Origin of the sequence: Lentzea sp. NPDC005914, assembly GCF_040629405.1 — a bacterium.
Taxonomy (GTDB): Bacteria; Actinomycetota; Actinomycetes; order Mycobacteriales; family Pseudonocardiaceae; genus Lentzea.
Map to the genome: position 1 here is coordinate 144,016 of NZ_JBEXVQ010000011.1, position 21,434 is coordinate 165,449.

A 21,434-nucleotide genomic window follows, 5' to 3' on the forward strand; every position below is an offset into this window, starting at 1 on the left:
CGACTTCGCCACGCAAGGGACATCGTCCTATCGCACCCGAATGCAACACGTCTCAATTGGACCGGCACGACGGGTCGTAGGGGAGTCCGGTGAAGTACTGGTCCCATTCGGACTGCGTGATCAGCGGACGAGCCGCCGAGCAGACCCACCGGGCGGCCTGTGAGGGGTCGGTGAGCGGGAGCTCGGGAACCTTCCACAGCAGGGCCGTGTCGTCGTCGCTGCCGGTCGCGAGGGTGTGGCCGTCCGGGCTGAACGCCACCGACACGACGGCGCTGCCGTGGCCGGTGACCACGGCGATCTGCTTAGCGGAATCAGGAACCGAGATGTCCCACAGACGGGCGGTCTGGTCCACGCCCGCGGTGGCGAGAACCTTGCCGTCGCCGCGGAACGCCACGGACCGCACGATCCCGTCGTGGCCGGTGATCGCGCCGAGCCGGGTCGGGTTGCGGGGGTCCGTGGTGTCCCACAGCAGCACCTGGCCGTCCTGGCCCGCGGTGGCCAGGGTGTGGCCGTCCGGGCTGAACGCCAGCCACACGACCGGGGCGGTGTGACCGGACAGGAACACCGGGTGCGTGGGGTCGGAGAGCCGCCACACCCCGGTGTGGCGGTCCCAGCCCGCCGTGGCCACCACGTCCTCGGCGCCGAACGCCACCGCGACGAGTCCGTTGGTGTGGCCGCTCAGGGTGGCGACCTCCTCGCCGGTGCGGACGTCCCAGACCTTGGCCGTCCGGTCGGTGCTCGCGGTCGCGACGAGGGTGCCGTCGTGGTTGAACGCCACGGCGTTGACCTCGAGGGTGTGGCCGCTGAGCAGGGCGCGTCCGGCTCGGTCGTCGGAGCTCCACAGGCGTGCCGTGTAGTCCCAGCCGGCGGTGGCGACGGTGTGGCCGTCGGGGCTGAAGGCCGCCGCGTTCACGGTGCCGCGGTGGCCGGTCAGAGCCGCGATCTCCTTGCCCTGAGCCACATCCCACAGTTTGGCCGTGCCGTCGTGGCTTGCCGTGACGACCATGCGGCCGTCCGCGCTGAACGCCACGGAGTTGACGTGCCCGGTGTGGCCGCGCAACCGGCTGTACGGCAAGGGGAACGTGCCGAACAGGCTCGTGCGCGCTTCGTCGGTGGGAGCCAGGCGGTATGCGGCGAGGCTGAGCTGGGCGGCCAGCGTCGGGTTCGTGCGGCGCAGGGCGTCCGCCTTGCCCGCGACGATGCGGGAGAGCGCGACATCGCGTTGCTGGGCGGCGATGTTCTCGGCGTGCATGGCGTAGCCGGCCTCGCCGACGGCCAGCAGGAGAAGGATCACCAGCGCCACCACCAGCCGGCGTGCGCGACGGGTGCGCCGGAGCTCCGCGGTCGTGCTGGTGTGCAGGAAGGCCCGTTCGCGCGTGCTCAACGCCTCCAGGTGTGCGAGCGCCCAGTCACGGGTGAGGGTGAGCCGGACGCCGCGGAACAGCGAGCCGGGGTCCTTGCCCAGCGACTCCCACGTCTGGGTCGCCTCGGTCAGGCCGCGGTGCAGCAGCAGGCCTTCCTTGTCCTCCGCCAACCAGTCGCGCAGTCTCGGCCAGCGCCGCAGCAACGCTTCGTGCGCCAGTTCCACACCGTCGCGGCCGGTCGTGAGCAGCCGCGCGGAGGTGAAGCGGTCGAGGACGACGGCGAGGTCCGGGTCCTCGTCCAGCTCGTCATGTGCCACAACGCGTTTGACGTCGCCGGCGTCCTCGCCGACGGCGGTGAGCCGCTGGAAGAGGCTTCTCGCCAGCAGCTGCTGGCGTTCGGTCAGCGAGCCGTGCACCGACTCGGCCGTCTGGGCCAGAGAGCCGGCGAGACCACCCGCGGCCTGGAATCCGCTCAGCGTCAACGTGTTCCCGCGTCTTCGCCGCCAGGTCTCCAGCAACGCGTGTGACAGCAACGGCAGCACACCGGGTTGAGAGGCGGCTTCGGCGGCGATCGTGGCCTGCAAAGAACTCTCCAGCGCACATCCGACCTGGACGGCGGGCTGCACGGTCGCGCGCTGCAGTTCGGTCGCGGTCATCGGGCCGACGGTGATCTGCCCGTCGCGCAGCACCTCGACCAGCTCGGGAAACCCGGTGCAGTGCGCGAAGAAGTCGGCCCGCACCCCGATGACCACGCGGCACGGCGCGTCGACCAGCATCCTGACGAACTCGGCGCGCGTCCGGATGTCGCGGCACAGCGTGAAGATCTCCTCGAACTGGTCGACCACCAGCACCGGATCCGAGGCGCCGTCCAGCTCGGCGAGTCTTGCCGAGCACTGCTCGACCGGACGGGTTCCCGGCGTGCAGAGGACGGCGGATTCCAGGCGGGGCAGCAAACCCGCGCGCAGCAGCGACGACTTGCCCGACCCCGACGCACCGAACACGGCGACGAACCTGGTGCGGGACAACGCGGCCAGCAGTTCCTCCACCAGCCGTTCACGCCCGAAGAACCGATCGGCGTCCTCACGCTGGAACGCCCCGAGGCCCACGTACGGTGCGGGGGACTCGTTCTCGGGCGGCGGGTTCTCCGCGGCGAGCTGTGCGGCCAGTTCGTGCCAGCGTTCCTCCCACAGCTCGACGTCCCCCGCACACGCCCGCACGTACGCGGACGTCACGTCGAGGCTCGGCAACCTCCTGCCACTCGCCGCCTCGGACAACGCCGCGGCCGAGAAGTGCGCTCGCCGCGCCAGTTCGCGATAGGGCGGACTTCCGGCCTTCTCCCTCAGCTTCCGCAGATCCGCCGCGAACCGAAGCAGCGGCGTGTCCCCAGGATCGAGCGGACGTTCCCCACGTGGCATCGACGACCTCCCCAGTGCCGTACCCCATGCGCATTGTTCATTCCCTGTCGTTCAGCGTCCGGCGACCGAACGAAGACAACCCGATCGCACTAGACATGAGGCTTCGCAAGGGGGAAGCACATGCACAGGTCATCTTGCATCGCGGCCGCGACATTGCTGGTCCTGGCCGTGGGAACGCCCGCTCGAGCACAGACCGACGCCACCGTGGCCGGCCTCATCGCCGGACAGGGAGCGGGTGACATCAACGACACCAAGGGCAAGTACGCCGTTCACGGCACCGACCTCGGGTTCATGTGGCGTGACAGCAGGGGCAGGGTCGCGCTGATGTTCGGGGACACCTACGGAGAAGGCTGGGGCCACAACGGCGCGGGTCCGGCCAGCGCGGACTGGCGGATGAACGTCCTCGCGTTCTCCACCGACACGACCCTGTCCGACGGGCTGACGATCGACTCGATGGTCACGGACCGGCCGAACCACGCCAAGCAGCTGATCGGCCGCTGGCTGCCGAGGATCTTCGAGGAGACGGTCATCCCGACGGCGGGGGTGAGCGTCGGTGGCCGCGACTACGTCCACTACATGTCCATCCGCTCATGGGATCCGTGGATCACCAACTACGCGGGCCTCGCGTACTCCGACGACGGCGGCCAGAACTGGGTCAAGTCGACGACCGCGTGGTGGCCCAACAGCGGCGTCCTGAGCAACTTCCAGCTCGGCGCGTTCGTGCGGGACTCGGGGTACGTGTACCTGTTCGGCACTCCGAACGGACGCTTCGGCAACGCCCACCTGCTGCGCGTGCCGGAGGCGCGGGTGCTCGACGTTCCGAGCTACGAGTACTGGACGGCGGCGGGCTGGCAGCGTTCGGCCGACGGGGCGATCCCGGTCATGTCCGGCCAGGTCGGCGAGCTTTCCGTGCAGTACAACGCCTTTCTCGGCAAGTGGGTCGCGATGCACCTCGACGAGCAGCGCACGGCGATCGTCATGCGCACCGCGTCGTCGCTGACGGGCCCGTGGACCGGCGGCGAGGTCGTCGCGCACGGACGCGACCATCCCGGGCTGTACGGCGGTTTCCAGCACCCGGACAGCGGAGCCGATCTGTACTTCGCGATGTCCGAGTGGCAGCCCTACCACGTCCAGCTGATGAAGCTGCCGCTCGCCGGCCGCGGGATGGACCAGAACCTGGCGCAGAACGGCGGTTTCGAGGACTGGCCCGGCACCTGGCGGTTCAACGGCCAGGGCGGCGTCGACCTCGGCAAGGACCTGGCGCACTCGGGCAGGAACAACGGCTGGGTGCGCGGCACCAGTGGCTGGCACGACATGCACGAGCAGATCGTCGTGCAGCCAGGACTGCGGTACCGGATCACGGGCTGGGTGCGCAGTTCGGAGTCCAACACCGACGGATATTTCGGCGTGCGCGCCGGAAACCGCGTGGTGGCGGAGCAGAAGTTCGGCTCCTACCACGACTACACGCGGCTGAGCGTCGAGTTCGTCGCCGACACCCCTTCTCTCGACGTGTACGCGGGCATGTGGGCCGTGCACGGTGACACGTGGGTGCAGGTCGACGACGTTGCGCTCGAAGTCGTGTGATCACAACAAAACTGAGGGGGAATCATGCAGGTACGAAGACTCTGGGCCGTGCTGGCGGCGGTCGCGATCATGGTGGTGCTGGGGAGCCCGATCGCGCAGGCCGACGTGCGAGCGCAGGACTTCACGGACACCTGGGCGAACAACAACAGCGGCAAGTGCCTGGAGATCGCCGACTCGCAGACGTTCAACGGTGCGCGCGCTCAGCAGTGGGACTGCGTCGGTGGCGTGAACACGCAGCGATGGCTCGCGCACTCGGTCGGCGGCACCCTGTGGGAGCTCCGCAACGTCAACAGCGGCAAGTGCCTGGAGATCGTGGACTCGAGCCCGGCCAACGGCGCGCGAGCCCAGCAGTGGGACTGCGTCGGCATCGCGACGCAGCGGTGGATCATGACGATCCGCGGCGGTGACACAGGACTGCGGCTGGTCAACCAGAACAGCGGCAAGTGCCTGGAGATCGCCGACTCCCAGACGTTCAACGGTGCCCGCGCGCAGCAGTGGGACTGCGTCGACGGCGTCAGCACACAGCAGTGGCACTGAACAACTAGGGGGATCATCTTGTCCAGGAACCGAATGCTCGCGGTGGCCTTCGCCGTCGCCGCGGCACTGGGGCTGCTCGCACCCGCGACGGCCGGCGCGGCCGAGGAGAAGGCCGTCGCACCACTGGCCTGCACGGTGGATCCGGACCTCGGCACGGTGCTGTGGTACGAGCACTCCAACTGCCAGGGCCGCTACCAGGGCTGGGCGCGCTGCGGGTGGCACGACTTCAGCGGTGCGATGCGCCGTGCCGCCAGTTCGTACTGGGACAACCAGACGGGCAGTGCCTACGCGACGGTCTACGAGGGCTCGACGCCGCTCTACAACACCGACCTCCCCGGCGTGCGCAACGTCGCGGTGTGGGACAACGACCGCAACGAGCGGGCCTTCCTCCGTTGCTGACCCGCCTCACGGTGATCGTCCTGCTGCTTCTCGCCGTGTGTGGCGGGAAGCAGCAGGGCTTTTCCGACGACTTCGATCTGGACGCCGTGCGGTACCCGTTGGAGGCGTTCGACCTCACCGAGCACGAGATGGTGGTCGTCGCACGGGCGCGGTACGTGATGACGCGGCAGTGCGCGAAACAGCTCGGCGCCGAACTGCCGCTGTTGCCGACCGGCCGGATGCGGATGCCCCGCGGCGAGCGGTACGGTCTCGCGTCCCGGCGGACGGCGTGGGAATGGGGTTACTCGCAGGACAAGCCCCCGGAGCGCGTCGTTCCGTGGGAGCTGGAGGTCGAGCAGGACGCTCACCTGTCGCGCTTGCTCGCCGGCTGTCTGGACGCCACGAACCAGGCTCTGCCGCAGCCTGCGGACAAGTCGTTGCGCGATCTCGACGACGAAGCGTGGCAGGCCTCTCGCAACACTGCTGTGGTGCAGCGGAAAGCGCGGATGTGGCAGGACTGCAACGGAAAAGCCGGGCTGCACTACGACACCCAGGTCGAGACGCCGTACTTCGAGTGGAGTGAGAAGCGGATCGCCGGCCATCCGAAGCTGACCGAACAGGACCGCAGGGATGGCCTGCGTCCCAGCCCGACCGAACGCCGGGCGGCGCTCGTGGACGTCAACTGCAAGCAGCGCACGGGATTCCTGCGGGCGTGGGCCGAGGCCGACGTCGCCGCCCAGCGCGAGGTCGTCGTGAAGCACCTCGACGAGCTGACGGCACACCGTCACGCGCTGGATCTGTTGGTGGGCAAAGCAGATGCCGTGACCGGGTGACGGCCACGGCATCCGCGTTCAGAGCGTCGTCACCCGCACGTAGTCGACCACGATGGTGTTCGGCATCGGCGTGCCCGAGTTGGGCGCGCCCGGCCAGTCACCACCGACGGCCAGGTTGAGCAGCAGGTAGAACGGCCGGTTGTTGAAAACCCACTGCCTGCCACCGAGATCGGCCGGCGTGCGGCGCTGGAAGACGGTGTTGTCCACCGACCAGGTCAGCGAGTTCGGCGCCCAGTCCAGCCGGAACGTGTGGAAGCCGGACGCGAACCGCGGGCCGTTGAACGCCGCCCCGATGCCGCCCGCGCCCGAGTAGCCGGGGCCGTGGATCGTGCCGTGCACCGTGTTCGGCTCGCGGCCGATGTTCTCCATGACGTCGATCTCGCCGTTGTTGGGCCAGCCACCGCCGGTGGTGCCCATCATCCAGAAGGCGGGCCACATTCCCTGGCCCTGCGACATCTTCATGCGGATCTCGAAGTGCCCGTAGGTCTGGCTGAACTTGCCGGAGGTGTTCAGCCGGGCCGAGGTGTACTGGCAGCGGCCGTACCAGCAGTTGTAGTTGCCGGGATTTTCGCGGCGGGCGGTGATGACCAGGTTGCCCTGTCCGTCCATGGCCGCGTTCTGCGTGCGGTTCGTGTAGTACTGGTACTCGTGGTTGTTGCCCCCGTTGTTCCCGGTTTCGACACGCCACTTGTTCGTGTCCACGGGACTTCCGGCGGGACCGTTGAACTCGTCGGCGAACGTGGTCGCCTGGATTCCGACGTCCGTTGCGCCGCTCGCGGGGTTTGCCACGACGGGGGCGGTCACCACGGCCAGAGCGGTGATCACCACGAGGCGGGAGAAGCGGTTCGACATCGTTGTCACCTCACTTCGCACACTTTGTTGTGGCGGCGAACAAAAGTATCTCTGGACTAGACCACTACCGCAAGAATCCCGGTCCGGGGACCGGTCGGGCTGGACGATTCGGCGGTCGTTGGTCAGGCTGTGCCGATGTTCAGCGGCAAGCACGTGATCATCACCGGCGGTTCCAGCGGCATCGGCCTGGCCACGGCGGGCCTGCTGGCGGCCCGCGGGGCGCGCCTGACGCTGGTGGCTCGTGGCGCGCACCGGTTGAAGGACGCGGCGGAGGAGCTGCGTGCCACCGGGGCGCAGGTCGACTTCCGCGCGCTCGACGTGGCGAACGCGGCGGCCGTGGCGACGGCGATGAGCGAGCTGGAGCCGTGCGACGTGCTGATCCACTGCGCGGGGCTGGCTCGGCCCGGCCGGTTCCTGGAGCTGTCCGACGAGGTGTTCCGGGACATGATCGAGGTCGACTACTTCGGCACGGTGCACGTGCTGCGGGCGGTGCTGCCCTCGATGGTGGCGCGTCGATCCGGCAGCGTGGTGGCGGTGTCGTCAGCGACCGCGCTGCTCGGCATCTACGGCTACAGCGCTTACGGGCCGGCGAAGTTCGCGGTGCGCGGGCTGATGGAGACGTTGCGGGCGGAGCTGCGGCCGCACGGAGTCCACGTGGGCGTGGTGTTCCCGCCGGACGTGGACACGCCGCAGCTGGCCGAGGAGAACAGGTACAAGCCGGCCGAGACCAGGGCGATCAGCGCGACGGTCAAGCCGTTGCCTGCTTCCGTTGTGGCGCAGGCGATCGTGGCGGGGATCGAGAAGCGGCGGTTCCTCATCTGCCCGGACCTGAGCATGAAGGTGCTGGCGCGGTTCGGCGGGCTGCTGGCGCCGGTGCTCAACCTCTACTTCGACCGCAAGATCGCCCGGTTGTCCCGCTGACTCACTGATCCAGGTAGCCGAACACGTCGCGCATCGCGAGGGTCGCCCGTTCCAGCAGATCCGCCGGGATGGCGGCGAGGACCTTCTCGTGAGACTTGGTGTTCGCGAGCGTGACGTCCTCGGCCAGTGACACGCCGCTCGGCGTGAGGCGTACGTACGTGCTGCGGCCGTCGGCGTGGTCCGCCTCGCGCTCGACCAGGCCCCTGGTCACGAGTCGGTTCACCACGTTGCTCGTGCCGCCGCTGGAGAGCAGCAGCGAGCTGCTGAGCTCGTTCGCCTTGAGCCGGTAGGGCTTTCCGTTGCGGCGCAAGGCGGCCAGCACACCGAAGTCCGCGCCGGTCAGGCCGAACTCGGTGACCGTGGCGCGCGTGGCCTCGTCGAGCGCCGTGGCGAGCACCATCACCCGCTTGCCGAACTCGGTGCTGGCGACGAGGGCCTCCGGCAGCTCGGTCTGCCACTTGGCCATCAGGTCATCCACTCGATCCGTCACAGGTCAGAGGGTATTGCACATCGTGATAGCTTTTAAGAAAGCTTTCGAGTGAGGGGGAAGTCGTGGACTTCGTGCTGCGCAACGCGCTGGTGATCGACACCGATCCGGTGACCGTCAGGCCGGGCACGGACGTGCTGGTCTCGCAGGGCCGGATCGCCGCGGTGGGGACCGGTCTGACCGCGTCTCACGTGATCGACTGCACGGACCGGATCGTGCTGCCCGGCTTCGTCGACACGCACCGGCACCTGTGGCAGGGGCTGATGCGGTCGTTCTGCGCCGACATGACGCTGGGGGAGTACCTGGAGAAGCTGCTGTGGCCGGCGCAGCGGGTGCTCGCGCCGGCGGACCTCGAGATCGGCACCCTCGCCGGTGGCCTGGAATGCCTCGCGTCCGGGATCACGACGGTGCTGGACTACTCGTTCTCGCCGACGTTCGAGCACGCCGAGGCCGCGCTGCGGGGGCTGCGCGCGTCGGGAGTGCGGGCGCTGTTCGGGTACGGGGAGCCCGTCGAGGCACCGTTGGTGCTGGACGACGTGAAGCGTGCCGTCGGTCTGGTGGGCGGGGCGGTCGAGCTGGCGATGGCGCCGCTCGGCCCGTCGTTCTCGGACATGGCCGTCGTCGAGGAGACGTGGGCCCTCGCCCGGTCGCTCGGGCTGCGGCTGATGGTGCACATCGCCGGGCAGGAGAAGCCGATGACGGCGTTGCGGGAGCGCGGCCTGCTCCACTCGGACATCACTTTCGTGCACGGCAACGGCCTTCCCGACGAGGAGCTCGCGCTGGTCGCCTCGGCCGGTGCGGGCGTGTCGATCGCGCCCGCGCTGGAGGCGCGGATGGGCCACGGCGGCCCGATGGTGTGCCGCACGCGCGGTCTGGGCGTGCTGACCGGTCTCGCCACGGACACCGTCACGGCCGTGGCGGGGGACATGTTCTCGGTCATGCGAGCGACCCTGCTGTCGGCGTTGCTGAGCGAGGGCGTGCACGTGACGCCCGCCGACGTGCTGCGGATGGCGACCATCGAAGGCGCCGCGGCGGCCGGCATGGCGGACCGGATCGGGTCGCTCGGCGTCGGCAAGCACGCGGACCTGGTGGTGCTGCGGGCGGACGACATCAACCTCGTGGGAATGCACGACCCGGTCGCGGCGGTCGTCACGGCGGCGCACCCCGGCAACGTCGAGAAGGTGTTCGTGGGCGGTGCCGAGGTGCGCGGGCAGGAGGTGGCCGGCGCGGTGCGTGCGACGGCGGCCAGTCTGGCGAGCCGTCTGTAGTGCGGCGTCGACCGGGCCCGTCACAGCGGGCCCGGTACCCTCCCGGCACCGAGGGGACCGACGAAGTGGGGACGGCATGCCGAGCGTCGAGGAAAACCACAACCGGTGGGCGAACTACGACTGGACCGACAAGGGCGACGAGTGGTCTGAGGGCTTCGGCGGCACCGACGCCATGTGGGGCTGGTTCCTGCAGCCGCGGGTCAGCCCGTTCCTGCCGTCCGCGCACACGCTGGAGATCGCGCCGGGCTTCGGCCGCGCGACGCAGTTCCTGGTGCCGGCCAGTGAGAAGCTGACGCTGGTCGACCTGGCGCAGCCGTGCATCGACGCGTGCAAGGAGCGGTTCGCCGAGTTCGACCACATCGACTACCACGTCAACGACGGCAGGTCGCTCGACATGGTCGAGGACGGCTCGATCGACTTCGTGTTCAGCTGGGACTCGCTGGTCCACGCCGAGGACGACGTGCTGCAGACGTACCTGGAGCAGCTCGGCCGCAAGCTGCGCCCCGGCGGCACCGGCGTGTTCCACCACTCCAACATCGACGAGTACCGCGACCTGAAGACCGGCGAGCTCACGGTCGGCAACGAGCACTGGCGGGCGCCCACCATGTCGGCGGCGAAGTTCCGGCAGTACGCGGAGGCGGCGGGCCTGCGGTGCGTCGCGCAGGAGCTCATCCCGTGGGGCGGCAAGGACTTCTCGGACTGCATGTCGGTGTTCCGGCGCGACGTGAAGCGGCCGCTGCTCAAGCGGACCAAGATCGTGCGCAACACCAGGTTCCTCGACCAGCTCCAGCAGCGCCTGGCCGGTGAGATCCGCGAGATCACCGAGGTCTACCGAACCAGCTGAGCGGTGGTCAGTAATCTCCACGCCAGAGCTCACCTATGAGAGGGTTCGGGCAATGCCTGGCGTGTTCGTCAACTACCGCACCGGAGACGGTGAATGGGCTGCTGCCCTGGTCAAGCGGGAGTTGAGCGCGCGCTTCGGGGCTGACCAGGTGTTCTACGCGAGCCAGTCGATCCGGCTGGGCGAGGACTTCTCCCGCGAGATCCTCAGCGGTCTGCGCCGGTGCGAGGTGCTGCTGGCGATCATCGGCCCGCGCTGGGTCGCCGCCGTGGACCGCGAGGGCGTCCGCAGGCTCGACAAGTCCGACGACTGGGTGCGCCGCGAGATCACCGAGGCCTTCCAGTGCGGCCTGCGCGTCATCCCGGTGCTGATGGACGGCATCGCCCCGCTCACCGAGGCCGACCTGCCGGACGCCCTGAAGCGCGTGGCCCGCTGCCAGTACCTGCGCATCCACCACCGCAGCGACGACCTCGACCTGCCGCGGCTGGTCGACGAGCTGGTAGAGCTGGTGCCCGAACTGGTCACCGCGAAGGCCCCGCCCGCCGCGGCACGGGTGGAAAGGGCCGCGGAAGGCGAGCTGCGCAGCCCGGTCACCGAGTTCCGCCGGGCCCTGGCCGAGCCGGTCGGCCAGACCGTGACCGACCGCGTCCAGGCCGCGGCGTCGTCCGTGCTCGACCTGCTCACGGAGTCGCGCTACCCCACCTCGGGGCACGTGGACGAGAGCGAGCTGCCCGCCGAGCTGGAGAAGCGGCTCACCGGCTACGAACACGACCTGGCCCCGTTGCTGCGGCTGGTCGCGATCGGCGTGCGGTCCGGCGACCGGCGGCACGACGACCTGTGGACCGCCCTGGTCGAACGCTTCCTGCGCCCTTCGCCACGCGACCGCGGCGCACCGGACGTGTGGGTCAACGCCGCCCTGTACCCGGCGTTGCTGCTGGTCTACGTCATCGGAGTGGCAGCAGTGGCGTCCGGCCGCGAGGAACTCGTCCACCGCTTGCTGTGCGGCACGTCGGACGGGGAGACCCCCGCACTGCGCGAGCTGGCCCTGCGCAACGTGGTCGACCCCCGCCACGCGGCAGCCCTCCCGTCGTGGGACGGCGCGCCTCCTCGGCAGGCGTTGAGCGTGCAACTGAGGCAGGTGTTGAGCAGGGTCTTCTTCAACGTGGTCGACGGTGCCGCGTTCGAGTGGGCGTTCGCGGACTACGAGTTCCTGCGCAGCCTGCTGGAGCTGCACGACGGCGCCTTCTCGTCGCTCGGTGAGTTCGCCGTGCAGCTCGACCGCGACGACTCGGTCATCTACGAGCGCAACCTCGCCCGGCTCAACGCGGACTCCGCGCTGCTCCGCGCCGGCGCGTTCGGCGGCGAGCCGGACCAGGTGGCCGCGGCGTGGCGCGAGCTGCGCCAGGCCACCCGAGCCCGGTACTCGTAGCCGTCACTCGAGCAGGACCATGCTGTAGTCCGCTCCCGCGGCGACGGCCAGCACGTGGTGGTCGTACTCGGCCGGTACCGCCGTCTCTCCGACGCGGTCGTGTCCCCAGCTGACCGCAGAACCGTCCGCCGTCAGACCCACGGCGTGGTTGTAGCTCATGTCGTACCTGATGTCGCTGCGTTGCGCCGCGGGTGGTGGCGGAGTCTCGCCTTCGATCAGGCTCCCCCACTGGATGATCGAGCCGTCGGACTTCATCACCATGGAACGTTCGGCACCCGCGGCGATGGCGATCACGCCGCTGGTGGCCGCGGGCGGGACGGTCAGGTCGTGGTAGTCGCTGGTACCCCAGCCGATGACGGTGCCGTCCGACTTCAGCGCCAGGCTGTGGTTCGAGCCGGCCGCGATCGCGACGACACCGCTGAGGGCCGCGTCGGGAACGTCCGTCTGGCCGTACGCGTTGTCGCCCCAGGCGATGACCCTGCCGTCCGACTTCAGCACCAGGGAGTGGTCGAGGCCGCCGGCGATCGCGATGACATTGGTGAGGGCCTCGTCGGGGACCTTCACGCGCGGGGCGCCCCAGCGGACGAGGGTGCCGTCCGACCTCAGCGCCAGGTTCTGGGACCAGCCCGCGGAGATCGCGACCACCCCGCTGAGCGCCCTCTCGGGCACCTCCAGCTCCCCTGCGGAATCGTTGCCCCAGACGATGACGCGGCCGTTCGCCTTCAGCGCCACGCAGTGGCTGAATCCGGCATCGATCGCGACCACACCGCTCGAGGCCTCCTCCGGAACCTTCAACAGGCCTTGGTGGTCGTCGCCCCAGTGCTTGACTGCGCCTCGCGCGACCGTGAACTGCTGGGAGGACTCCGCGGTCTGGCCACCCGCGGTGATGGTGAGAGCGACGGTGTAGGTGCCAGGGGTGGCGAACGTGTGGTCGAACTGAGGTGTCTGCGCGGTGACCTCGGGCGTGGGCTGGCCCGTTCTGGTGACGCTCCAGGCCCACTTCTCCGGATTGCCGGTGGCGTCGGCGGTGAAGCGCACCGACTGCCCCATCACCGGCTTGGCCGGCCGGTGGTTCAGCGCGGCGACGCGTGGTGGTGCCTGCACGGGGCCCACGGTGACCGTGGTCTCGGCACGGACCTGTTTTCCCGTGTCGAGAGTGACGAGGGCATGAACGGTGTAGGCGCTTGGTTGTCGCCATTTGTGGCGGACGGTGGTGCCGTCGGCCTCGGTGCCGTCACCGAACGACCAGTGGGTGGTGCCGTTGCCGGACGGCTGCAGTCTCATGGTCAGTTCGAACTCTTCCCCGGCCACGCCGCGGTTGCCCGGTGTGACCACGATGGACGCCACGACGGGCGCCGCGGGGAACGTGGCCGGGGGCGTGAGCTTCGGCGGGACGTCCTGGTTCGTCCGTCCGGGGAGCCCCAGGCCCGGTTTCTTCTGCTGGCCGGCTTTCGTCACCTGATCGGCCTGCCCCGGGCGGCCGGGTGTGGGCGTTGCGCCGTCGTCGGTGGACGTGTACTTGGTGATCGTCCTGGTGATGCCGGACAGTTCCAGCACCCCGGCGGCGTCGCCGCCGGGGTCGTTGAAGAACACGATGCCGTCGCGGGCGATCAGCTCGAAGCGGGCCGGCCGGTCGAACAGCTGACGTTGGGCGACCACCCTGGCCGGGGCGAGGTTGACGATCGTGGCCTGACCGGTGGAGTGGTCGGGCACCACCGCGTGGTTGTCCACCTCGATCGGGCGCCCGAGCTCGGCACCCGCGGCACCGACCCGCACAGGCTCGGTGCAACCGGCGTCGAACGCGCACGACACCAGCTCGCCCCGGCTGCCGGTCGCGATGAGCACCCTCGCCTGGTCGGCGGACCCTCCGATCACCGTCGTGTCGTCGGCCCGCACGTCGAGCCGCACCGACCGCGCGACCGCACCTGTCTCGGGGTCGATCAGCTCGGCCGTGCCGCGGTCGGTATCCACCAGCACGGGCTTGCCGTCGGTGATCGCCAGGCGGCCGCTCTTCGTCGCGGCGGAACGGGTCCGTCGTTCGCCCTGGTCGAGCCAGACCAGGTCGCCGGTCGTGTCGTCGAGCACCCACAACCGGCCGCGGCCGTCCACGCCGACGTTGCCCGGCCTGATCGCCTTCGCCAGCCGCTGCGGTTCGCCCCTCGGCGCCAGCGTCCCGGGGTCGGCCACCGCGGCCAGTCCACTGTGGACATCGACCACGTACAGCGCGTCCGGAGCGGGCAGCACGACCAGTCCGTCGCTCGGCGGGAGCACGGACACCGGTGGGGAAACGTGTTCGGTGGCGCCGTCGACGCTGCTCAACTGGCCGGTTTCCCGGTTGAGGACAACGGCTGTGCTGCCTCGCTGGGCGACGGTCAGTGCCGTGTCCTTCTCCGCGACCTGCACGCGGGCCGTCACCTCGGCGGCCGCGCCGTCCACCAGCGTCGCCTCACCGGTGTGGCTGGACGCCAGCCACACCGTGCCGGACCGCATGCCCACCCGCGAGGCGTGATAACCCGGTCCCACCACGACAACGGCCGCGGCGGTCGTGACGACGACGGCGAGCGCGCCCAGGAGTCGCTTGCGTGTCAGTGCTTTCATCGGTCAGTCGATCGCTTCCAGTACGACCAAGCTGAACAGCGTGCCGGCCGCGACGGACAGCACGCCGTGGCTGTACTCGGCCGGCATCTCCTCCCGCTCACCGTCGGCTTCACCCCATCTGAACGCCGAGCCGTCCGCCTTCAGCACCAGCGCGTGGTCGTGACTGATGTCCATCGCGACGACACCGCTCCCTGCCTCCTCCGGCACCCGGGACACCCTGGCCTTCCTGTTGCCCCAGCTGGTGATCGAGCCGTCCTCGTGCAACGCCAGGCCGACAAAGCCCCCCATGGCGATCGCGCGCACGCCTCCGGTGATCGTGGGCTGTGGAGATACCGCACCCGAATTCCGGCTCCAGACGATGATGGAGCCGTCCGCCTTCAGCGCCACGTTGTCTTCGAACCCGGCGGCGATCGCCACCACGTCGTGCTGGGCCTCTGGCGGTACCTTTGACTCCAGGTCGTCGACGCCCCAGGTGATGACGGAGCCGTCCGACTTCAGCGCCAGGCTGCGGTAGTCACCCGCGGCGATCGCGACGACACCGCTCAGGGCCTCCGGTGGCACGTCCGACTCCCCGTTGCGGCCGCCCCAGGCGAAGACGGAGCCGTCGGTCTTCAACGCCAGCGAGTGGTGCTGCCCGGCGGCGATCGCGATCACACCGCTCGACACCTCCCTGGGCGCTGTCACCTTCTGCTGGTTCACGTCCTCGCCCCAGGCGATCACGCGGCCCTCCGCCTTCAACGCCAGCGCGTGAGTGCCCCCCGCGGCGATCGCGATCACACCTCTCTCGGCTTCCTCCGGAATGTCCAGCTGGTGGGTCGAGTTGTCGCCACCCCAGGCCTTCACGGCGCCTCGTCCCACGGTGAACTGCTGGGACGACTGCGCGGTCCGGGATCCCTTGGTGACGGTGAGGGCGACGGTGTAGTGGCCGGGAGCGGCGAACCTGTGGTCGAACTCGGCTGTCCGCGCGGTCACCTCGGGTGCTGCCTGACCTGGCCTCGTGACGGACCACTCCCAGCTGTCCGGTTTCCGGGTGGTGTCGGCGCTGAAGTGCACCGATTCGCCGATCACCGGCTTGGGCCGCCGCACGCTGAGCGCGGTGATCTGCGGCGGGGCCTCCGGCGGGTCGACAGTGACCGTGGTCTCCGCCTCGGCCCGTCCCCCCGAGTCGAAGGTGGCGGTCGCGCGGACGGTGAAGACACCCGGCTCGGACCAGCTGTGCCGCACCGAGGAGCCGGACGCGTCGGTTCCGTCGCCGAAGGTCCACCGGGTGGTGGCTTTGGCGGCGGACCGGAGCATCAAGGTCAGCTCGAACTCGTCGCCGGCCACACCGCGGTTGCCGGGGGTGACCACGATGGAAGCGGCGGGACCGGGAGTCGTCAGGTCGGGCCGGCCGGTCTGGCGGGGGAGCCCCAGTCCGATCTTCGGATCGGTGTGGCCGGTCTTCTTCAGGTCGTCCGCCCGTGTGGACTGGTCAGGCGTCGGCGAGGGCTTGTCCGTGGCCGGGTCCTCGGTGTACTTGGTGATCGTCCGGACCTTGCCCCACAGGTCGATCACGCCGGCCTGGTTGCCGTTGGGGTCGTTGAAGAAGACGATGCCGTCGCGGGAGATCAGCTCGAACGGGGTCGGCTTGTCGAACAACTGGTGCCGGGCCACCACTCGGGACGTGGCGAGGTCGACGATCGTCGCCTGCCCGGTGGAGTGGTCGGGTACCACCGCGTGGTCGGTGACCTCGATCGGGTGCCCGAGTTCGGCACCCGCGGAACTGACCGGAACGGGCTCGGCGCAGGAGCCGGTGTCGAACGTGCAGGAGATCAGCTCGCCGCGGGACGGGACCGCGATCAGCAGCCGGGCTCGGTCAGCGGAACCGCTGACGACCACCTCGTCGTCGGCACGGAGATCCGGTCGCAGGGATCGCCGGACAGCACCGGTGCCGGGGTCGAGCAGTTCGGCCTTGCCGTGCTCGGGATCTACGAGCGCCGGCTGGCCCTGGGCGATCGCGAGAAGACCGTTTCCGGTGGCCTTGGTACGGGTGTGCCGCTTTCCTCCGCTCAGCCAGACCAGGTCGCCGGTCGTGTCGTCGATCGCCCACACCCGGCCCGCGCCGTCGACGACGCCGCTGTCCGGCCTGATCGCCGAGGCCAGGTGCTCGGGTTCGCCCCGCGGTGCGAGCGTCGCGGGGTCGACCGAGGCGACGAGTCCACTGTGGACGTCGACGGCGCGCAGCGCGTCCGGCGACGGCAGTACGACCAGGCCGTCGCTCGCGGGGAGAACGGACACCGGCGGGGAGACCTGTTCGGTGGCGCCGTCGACGCGGCTCAGTCCACCGGTCCTCTCGTTCAGGACCAAGGCGGCGTCGCCCTGCTGGGTCACGTTCAGCTCCGCGCCCGCGCCGGCGACCGGCACGCGGGCCTTCACCTCGGCGGCGGCGCCGTCCACCAGCGTCGCCTCGCCGACCGAGTTGGACGCGAACCAGATCGCGCCGGAGAACATCCGCGCCTGGGAGACCTCATAGCCCGGACCTGCCACCAGAACGGCGGCGGCGAGAGCGGCGACGGTGGCGAGCGCGGCTCGAACGTGTCCCGGCTTCATCGGTATCGCCCCACTTCCAGGCTTTCCCCTGCCCGCCGCCTGCGTCGCGCGACGCTCCACGACGTCCACAGTGGACGTGGGTCGAGTTCCGCGCGAAGGCGTGCGGCGGACATGCGTCTCGGGTAGAGCTCGGCGTTCAGTCGTGCCACCAGCTCCCAGGCCCGGTCGGCGGCCTGCCGGTCGAGGTGCTCGGGCGCGTAGGTCGCGGTGGTCGCCAGTTCCGCGGTCGCGGCGATCAGGCCGGATGCGTTGCCGAGGCTGCCGCGCACGTGCCGAGCCACCTCGTGGAACGTGAGTGAGACCGGTGGTGAGACGCCGCGTTCGGTCAGCCGGTCGAGCTGTTCGTGCCACGCACCGAGTACGCGCGCCGCAGGGTCAGGATCGCGGCGGCGCCGCCCGCGGCGATGGGCTTTGCCCAGCACGACGAGCCCACCCGCGAGCAGCACGAGCAGAACCCCGGCCGGCACCAGCACGAAGCCGCCGTTCAGGACGTTGTCCCAGCGGAACCCCTGCTCGTCCTGGGCATCGGCGAGCTGCGACTCCGCCGGAGGTGGGGGCGCCGGAGCGGCGGTGGACGCGGAAGGGTGCGGCGGGACCACGCGCGGCATGTCCGGCGGCGGGTTCCGCATGCTCGTCTTGTCGATGTCGCTGGGTTCATACCCCACCCAGCCGTACCCCGCCAGGTGCACTTCGGGCCACGCGTGGGCGTCGGCGGTGGTGACCTGGAAGACGCCGTCCTTGTCGGATCGCAGGCGATAGCCGACCGCGACCCTGGCCGCAAACCCCCACATCCTGGCGACCACGGCGAACGCCGCGGCGTACTGCTCGTCGTACCCGCCGCCCGCGTCTCCCTCCGTCAGCGCACGGGCGATGGAGGCGTAGGAATGCCCCGGCGGCCGGTCCGTCCGGTAGTCCTTGCCGCGGAAAGCGGATTCGAGGGAGCCGAGCCGGTCGTGAGGAAGAGCGGTGTCGTACCGCCGGTCAGCCGTCGCCGCCAGTGTGCGCAGGGCTTCCGGGACACCGGCTGGAAGTGGTGGCGAGTGGGTCGCCGTCGCGGCGGCCTGCGACAGACCCTGGTCCTGCGCGTAGATCTCGCCCGTGACGTCGTAGCTGAACCCCTGCGAGGTGGGGCCGGTGCTCACCACCACGCCTGAGTCCGGGTCGAACCCGAACCGGCTCCTGGTGTCGCCGGGCACGTCCAACCGGGACGGCCAGCCGAAGACCGGCAGGTACGGGCCGGAGAGCTCCTGCAGCTCGATGCGCGCCGTCACCGGCTTGCTGTGGACCAGTTCGGGGTCGACGGTGAGCCGGCTCCCGGCCACGCGGTAGGTGTCGCTCGCGGTCCAGGTGGTGCCGTCGAACTCCTCCAGCGCGGCGATGCGCACCCTGGTGATCTTCGAGGCCGACCCCGGGGCCGTCCGCACGGTGAACAACGAGCGGGGCGGGGACTCGTAGAGCTGTTTCTTCAGCTGTGCCAGCGGGGTGAGCGCGTTGGTGCTCGTGATGGGAGGCGCGAGCACGTCACGCGGATCGAACCGGTGGTCGCCGGACGCCAGGGGCAGCACCCGTCCTCCCACCACGCCGATCAACGCGCTGGCGGCGACCATCAAGGCCGCGGTGACGAGGGCGACGACCGGCGTGGCCGACCGGCGTTCGACGCGCACCGAGCCGGCGTCGGCGCCCCGGTGCGTGCGCATCGCGATCAGCAGCAGGGCCGTGACCAGGAACACCGCGGTGGCGAGCGGGTGGGATCCTGCCTGGTTGCCGACGACGAAGAGGGCGGACAGGAAGCCCGCCAGGAGCGGCAGGAGTGGCGCCAGGGCGCTTCGGGCGCGCAGGACGACCATGACCGACGTGAACGCCGTCGCCCACACCACCAGTGCCGGGGCCGCCAGCAGTTCGTTCCACGTGTCGGCGGGCGCGATCACGGTCAGCAGGCGGGTCCAGCTGCCGCGCAGCCCGCCGGGGACGGCGGACGCGGCACCGTCGAACACGCCGTAGACCATGACCAGGCCCAGTCCCGCGACCGCCAGTGTCAGAGTGGTCCACGCACGCCGGTGACCGAGCGCGGCCGTGACACCGCCGACCAGGCACGCGATCGCGAGCACGGGAAGGTAGTCAGGGGTGACGAAGAACCGTTGGTACACCAGTGTTCCCGCGGCGGAGGCCACCAGCGCCAGGGTCACCTCGGCCAGTGGCACGCCTGCGGTGAACCTCCGCCAGTTCACCGCAGCACCAGCCGGTTCCAGTGGGCGGCGAACTGTTCGCTGGTCGGCGCGGCCACCGCTAGCACGCCGCGTGGCCGCACCGGTACTGCGGCGTCCGGGGTGACGAGCTGGGCGAGATTGACCGAGAGGAACCTGGGGCGCAACGACATCAGCAGCTGCGAGGCCTCGGCGGAGACGCGGCCGGTGACGATGGTCAGGGCGACGCCCTGGGTGTCGGAGACGACGTCCCGCACCAGGTCGGTGAGTGCGGCGAGACCCCGGTCTGTGGAAGCGGGCTCCACAGTGGACAGAAGCTCTAGTGCGGCGCCGCTCGACTCCTTCTCGGCGGCACCGGTGGTGCGCAGCGCGAGCGGCAGGCCGGAGCGTTCGGCCGCGACGCAGAACGACGCGGCGACGCGGACCGCGTCCTCGAACAGTGCGCCGGGGTAGGGCGTGGAGCTGGTGTCCAGCACGACCAGCTGGCGTGGCTCGTCGGGCACGACCACGTGGCGGGTCATCACCGTGCCGGTGCGAGCCGTTGCGCCCCAGTGGATGCGGCGCCAGTCGTCGCCTGGCACGTACTCGCGCAGGCTGTGGAACGCCACGCCGCCCAGCGGAGCGCTGCTGGTCGTCTGGCCTTCCGCGTCCTGGGGTCCGCCGGAGGAGATCGTGGCCAGGAGGTGCACGCGCGGGTAGACGTGCACGACCAGTTCGCTGCCGGACGCGCGGCCGCGGTGCAGGAGCCGCAACGGGTCCGAGTGGCCCAGTTCCACCGGCGGGATCAGGTACCGGCCGCGCCGCGTGGCCGGGAGCGGGTAGCTCACGGTGCAGCTGTGGCCGGCGGTCAGCGCGGGCACGGTGACGGTGGTGCGGTGCCCGCCGACCGTCTCGGTGACCATCAACGGAGGGCTGTTGCGCTTGCCCACGTTCGTCACGGTCAGCGTGCCCTGCGCGGCACTGCCCTCGAAGACGCGCCTCGGCCGGACCTCGCGCACCACGGTCAGCTTCGGGGAGACGACCAGCCAGGCCACGGCCACGAGCAGAGCGCCACAAGCGGCGAGGCCGAGCGTCACCAGTTCCGGGTAGTCCGTCCACACGCCGAGGGCCACCAGACCCGTGGCGGCAGCGGTCATCGCGGCCCCGGACCTGGTCAGCACCGCACTCACCGGCCTGCGGGGACCGGCGCGGCGGCCAGCACGTCCTGGAGCACGGACTCGGTGGTGCGTTGCTGGATTCGGGCTTCCGGGGTGAGCAGGAGCCTGTGGTTGAGGACCGGGATCGCCACGGCCTTCACGTCGTCGGCGGTGACGAAGGGCCGGCCGGCGGCCAGCGCGTAGGCCTGGGCCGCGGTCACCAGAGCGATGCCGCCTCGAGGCGATACGCCCAGGTCGACGTCGGGGTGGACTCGGGTGGCGCGGATGACGCGGGCCACGTACTCGCGGAGGTTGTCGGCCACGCGTTGCTCGCGGACGGCGCGGATCATCAGGCGGAGGTCGTCGAGCTCCATGACGGACTTCAGCTCGTCCGGGCGGCGGCGGGTGACGCCGTAGGACAGGATGCTGACCTCGTCGGCCAAGTCGGCCGGGTAGCCGATGCTGATGCGCATCATGAACCGGTCGAGCTGCGCCTCGGGCAGGGCGTAGGTGCCCTGGTGCTCCACGGGGTTCTGGGTGGCGATGCAGAGGAACGGGTACGGGACCGGCATCGGGCGGCCGTCGACGGTCACCTGGCCCTCGGCCATGACCTCGAGCAGGGCGGACTGGGTTTTGGGCGAGGCGCGGTTGATCTCGTCGCCCAGCAGGATGTTCGTGAAGACCGGGCCCTGGCGGAACTCGAAGCGCGAGCGGCCCTGGTCGTACACCTGCACGCCGGTCACGTCGGACGGCAGCAGGTCGGGGGTGAACTGGATGCGCTTCACCTCGGCGCCCGCCACGGACCGGGCGATGGCCTTGGCTAGCGACGTCTTCGCCACGCCCGGTACGTCCTCGATCAGCAGGTGGCCCTCGGCCAGCAGGCACACCAGCGCGAGCCTGACCACCTCGGGTTTGCCCCGGATGAAGTCCTCGACGTTCGCGGCCAGCGCCTCGAACCGACGCTGGAAGATCGCGGCATCGGACACTTCAGTTCCCCC

At 70.3% G+C, this 21,434-nt stretch carries 16 protein-coding genes; 8 read left to right on the top strand and 8 right to left on the bottom strand.

All coding sequences use genetic code 11. The features are described from left to right. Positions 1–52: 52 nt before the first annotated feature. Complete coding sequence (locus ABZ345_RS18225; protein WP_359849481.1) at positions 53–2,779, bottom strand: WD40 repeat domain-containing protein; 2,727 nt, start codon at positions 2,777–2,779, stop codon at positions 53–55. 120 nt (positions 2,780–2,899) lie between these two features. Between ABZ345_RS18225 and ABZ345_RS18230 the strand changes: the two genes are divergently transcribed. From ABZ345_RS18230 to ABZ345_RS18245, 4 genes are read left to right on the top strand one after another with little or no spacing between them, the layout of a single operon-like run. After that, positions 2,900–4,363, top strand: coding sequence for a DUF4185 domain-containing protein (locus ABZ345_RS18230; RefSeq protein ID WP_359849484.1), 1,464 nt, complete (start codon positions 2,900–2,902; stop codon positions 4,361–4,363). Positions 4,364–4,387: 24 nt separating this feature from the next. After that, positions 4,388–4,900, top strand: coding sequence for an RICIN domain-containing protein (locus ABZ345_RS18235; protein WP_359849487.1), 513 nt, complete (start codon positions 4,388–4,390; stop codon positions 4,898–4,900). An 18-nt stretch (positions 4,901–4,918) separates the two neighbouring features. Then, the gene (locus tag ABZ345_RS18240; RefSeq protein WP_359849490.1) at positions 4,919–5,299 is read left to right on the top strand and encodes a hypothetical protein; all 381 of its coding nucleotides are present in this window, start codon (positions 4,919–4,921) and stop codon (positions 5,297–5,299) included. Next, a complete protein-coding gene (locus tag ABZ345_RS18245) occupies positions 5,257–6,111 on the top strand; it encodes a hypothetical protein (protein WP_359849493.1) in 855 nt (284 codons plus the stop codon). Before ABZ345_RS18240 ends, ABZ345_RS18245 begins: the two co-directional genes overlap by 43 nt. An 18-nt stretch (positions 6,112–6,129) precedes the next feature. Here ABZ345_RS18245 and ABZ345_RS18250 read toward each other — a convergent pair whose 3' ends face one another. Continuing rightward, entirely contained in the window at positions 6,130–6,963 is an 834-nt protein-coding gene (locus ABZ345_RS18250; protein WP_359849496.1) for a glycoside hydrolase family 16 protein, read from the bottom strand. A gap of 135 nt (positions 6,964–7,098) precedes the next feature. On the opposite strand from ABZ345_RS18250, the gene ABZ345_RS18255 reads away from it, so the two are divergent. Next, the gene (locus ABZ345_RS18255) at positions 7,099–7,884 is read left to right on the top strand and encodes an SDR family oxidoreductase (protein WP_359849499.1); all 786 of its coding nucleotides are present in this window, start codon (positions 7,099–7,101) and stop codon (positions 7,882–7,884) included. 1 nt (position 7,885) lies between these two features. Here the strand turns inward: ABZ345_RS18255 and ABZ345_RS18260 are convergent, their stop codons facing one another. Continuing rightward, positions 7,886–8,374 (bottom strand): MarR family transcriptional regulator, encoded by a 489-nt coding sequence (locus ABZ345_RS18260; protein ID WP_359849502.1) that lies wholly within the window; start codon positions 8,372–8,374, stop codon positions 7,886–7,888. A gap of 62 nt (positions 8,375–8,436) precedes the next feature. Between ABZ345_RS18260 and ABZ345_RS18265 the strand changes: the two genes are divergently transcribed. The 3 genes from ABZ345_RS18265 to ABZ345_RS18275 all read left to right on the top strand — a co-directional run bounded on the left by ABZ345_RS18265 (position 8,437) and on the right by ABZ345_RS18275 (position 11,909). After that, positions 8,437–9,639, top strand: coding sequence for an amidohydrolase family protein (locus ABZ345_RS18265; RefSeq protein WP_359849505.1), 1,203 nt, complete (start codon positions 8,437–8,439; stop codon positions 9,637–9,639). A 76-nt stretch (positions 9,640–9,715) separates the two neighbouring features. After that, positions 9,716–10,483 (top strand): class I SAM-dependent methyltransferase, encoded by a 768-nt coding sequence (locus ABZ345_RS18270; RefSeq protein WP_359849508.1) that lies wholly within the window; start codon positions 9,716–9,718, stop codon positions 10,481–10,483. A gap of 52 nt (positions 10,484–10,535) precedes the next feature. Then, the gene (locus ABZ345_RS18275; RefSeq protein ID WP_359849511.1) at positions 10,536–11,909 is read left to right on the top strand and encodes a toll/interleukin-1 receptor domain-containing protein; all 1,374 of its coding nucleotides are present in this window, start codon (positions 10,536–10,538) and stop codon (positions 11,907–11,909) included. A 3-nt stretch (positions 11,910–11,912) separates the two neighbouring features. On the opposite strand, the gene ABZ345_RS18280 is transcribed toward ABZ345_RS18275, so the two are convergent. From ABZ345_RS18280 to ABZ345_RS18300, 5 genes are read right to left on the bottom strand one after another with little or no spacing between them, the layout of a single operon-like run. Then, positions 11,913–14,507 (bottom strand): PKD domain-containing protein, encoded by a 2,595-nt coding sequence (locus ABZ345_RS18280; RefSeq protein WP_359849514.1) that lies wholly within the window; start codon positions 14,505–14,507, stop codon positions 11,913–11,915. 3 nt (positions 14,508–14,510) lie between these two features. Further along, positions 14,511–17,096, bottom strand: coding sequence for a PKD domain-containing protein (locus ABZ345_RS18285; protein ID WP_359849516.1), 2,586 nt, complete (start codon positions 17,094–17,096; stop codon positions 14,511–14,513). Further along, positions 17,093–19,324, bottom strand: a complete 2,232-nt coding sequence (locus ABZ345_RS18290) for a DUF3488 and transglutaminase-like domain-containing protein (RefSeq protein ID WP_359849519.1) — start codon at positions 19,322–19,324, stop codon at positions 17,093–17,095. Before ABZ345_RS18290 ends, ABZ345_RS18285 begins: the two co-directional genes overlap by 4 nt. Next, positions 19,321–20,469, bottom strand: coding sequence for a DUF58 domain-containing protein (locus ABZ345_RS18295; protein ID WP_359849522.1), 1,149 nt, complete (start codon positions 20,467–20,469; stop codon positions 19,321–19,323). Before ABZ345_RS18295 ends, ABZ345_RS18290 begins: the two co-directional genes overlap by 4 nt. Continuing rightward, complete coding sequence (locus ABZ345_RS18300; RefSeq protein WP_359849525.1) at positions 20,466–21,422, bottom strand: MoxR family ATPase; 957 nt, start codon at positions 21,420–21,422, stop codon at positions 20,466–20,468. The genes ABZ345_RS18295 and ABZ345_RS18300 overlap by 4 nt, the downstream gene beginning before the upstream one ends. Between the last annotated feature and the right edge of the window lie 12 nt (positions 21,423–21,434).

Excerpts from the sequence above, each read along its gene's own strand:
- ABZ345_RS18250 (WP_359849496.1), bottom strand. The coding sequence starts at position 6,963 with ATGTCGAACCGCTTCTCCCGCCTCGTGGTGATCACCGCTCTGGCCGTG.
- ABZ345_RS18285 (WP_359849516.1), bottom strand. The coding sequence starts at position 17,096 with ATGAAGCCGGGACACGTTCGAGCCGCGCTCGCCACCGTCGCCGCTCTC.
- ABZ345_RS18230 (WP_359849484.1), top strand. The coding sequence starts at position 2,900 with ATGCACAGGTCATCTTGCATCGCGGCCGCGACATTGCTGGTCCTGGCC.
- ABZ345_RS18225 (WP_359849481.1), bottom strand. The coding sequence starts at position 2,779 with ATGCCACGTGGGGAACGTCCGCTCGATCCTGGGGACACGCCGCTGCTT.
- ABZ345_RS18270 (WP_359849508.1), top strand. The coding sequence starts at position 9,716 with ATGCCGAGCGTCGAGGAAAACCACAACCGGTGGGCGAACTACGACTGG.
- ABZ345_RS18275 (WP_359849511.1), top strand. The coding sequence starts at position 10,536 with ATGCCTGGCGTGTTCGTCAACTACCGCACCGGAGACGGTGAATGGGCT.
- ABZ345_RS18235 (WP_359849487.1), top strand. The coding sequence starts at position 4,388 with ATGCAGGTACGAAGACTCTGGGCCGTGCTGGCGGCGGTCGCGATCATG.
- ABZ345_RS18255 (WP_359849499.1), top strand. The coding sequence starts at position 7,099 with ATGTTCAGCGGCAAGCACGTGATCATCACCGGCGGTTCCAGCGGCATC.
- ABZ345_RS18280 (WP_359849514.1), bottom strand. The coding sequence starts at position 14,507 with ATGAAAGCACTGACACGCAAGCGACTCCTGGGCGCGCTCGCCGTCGTC.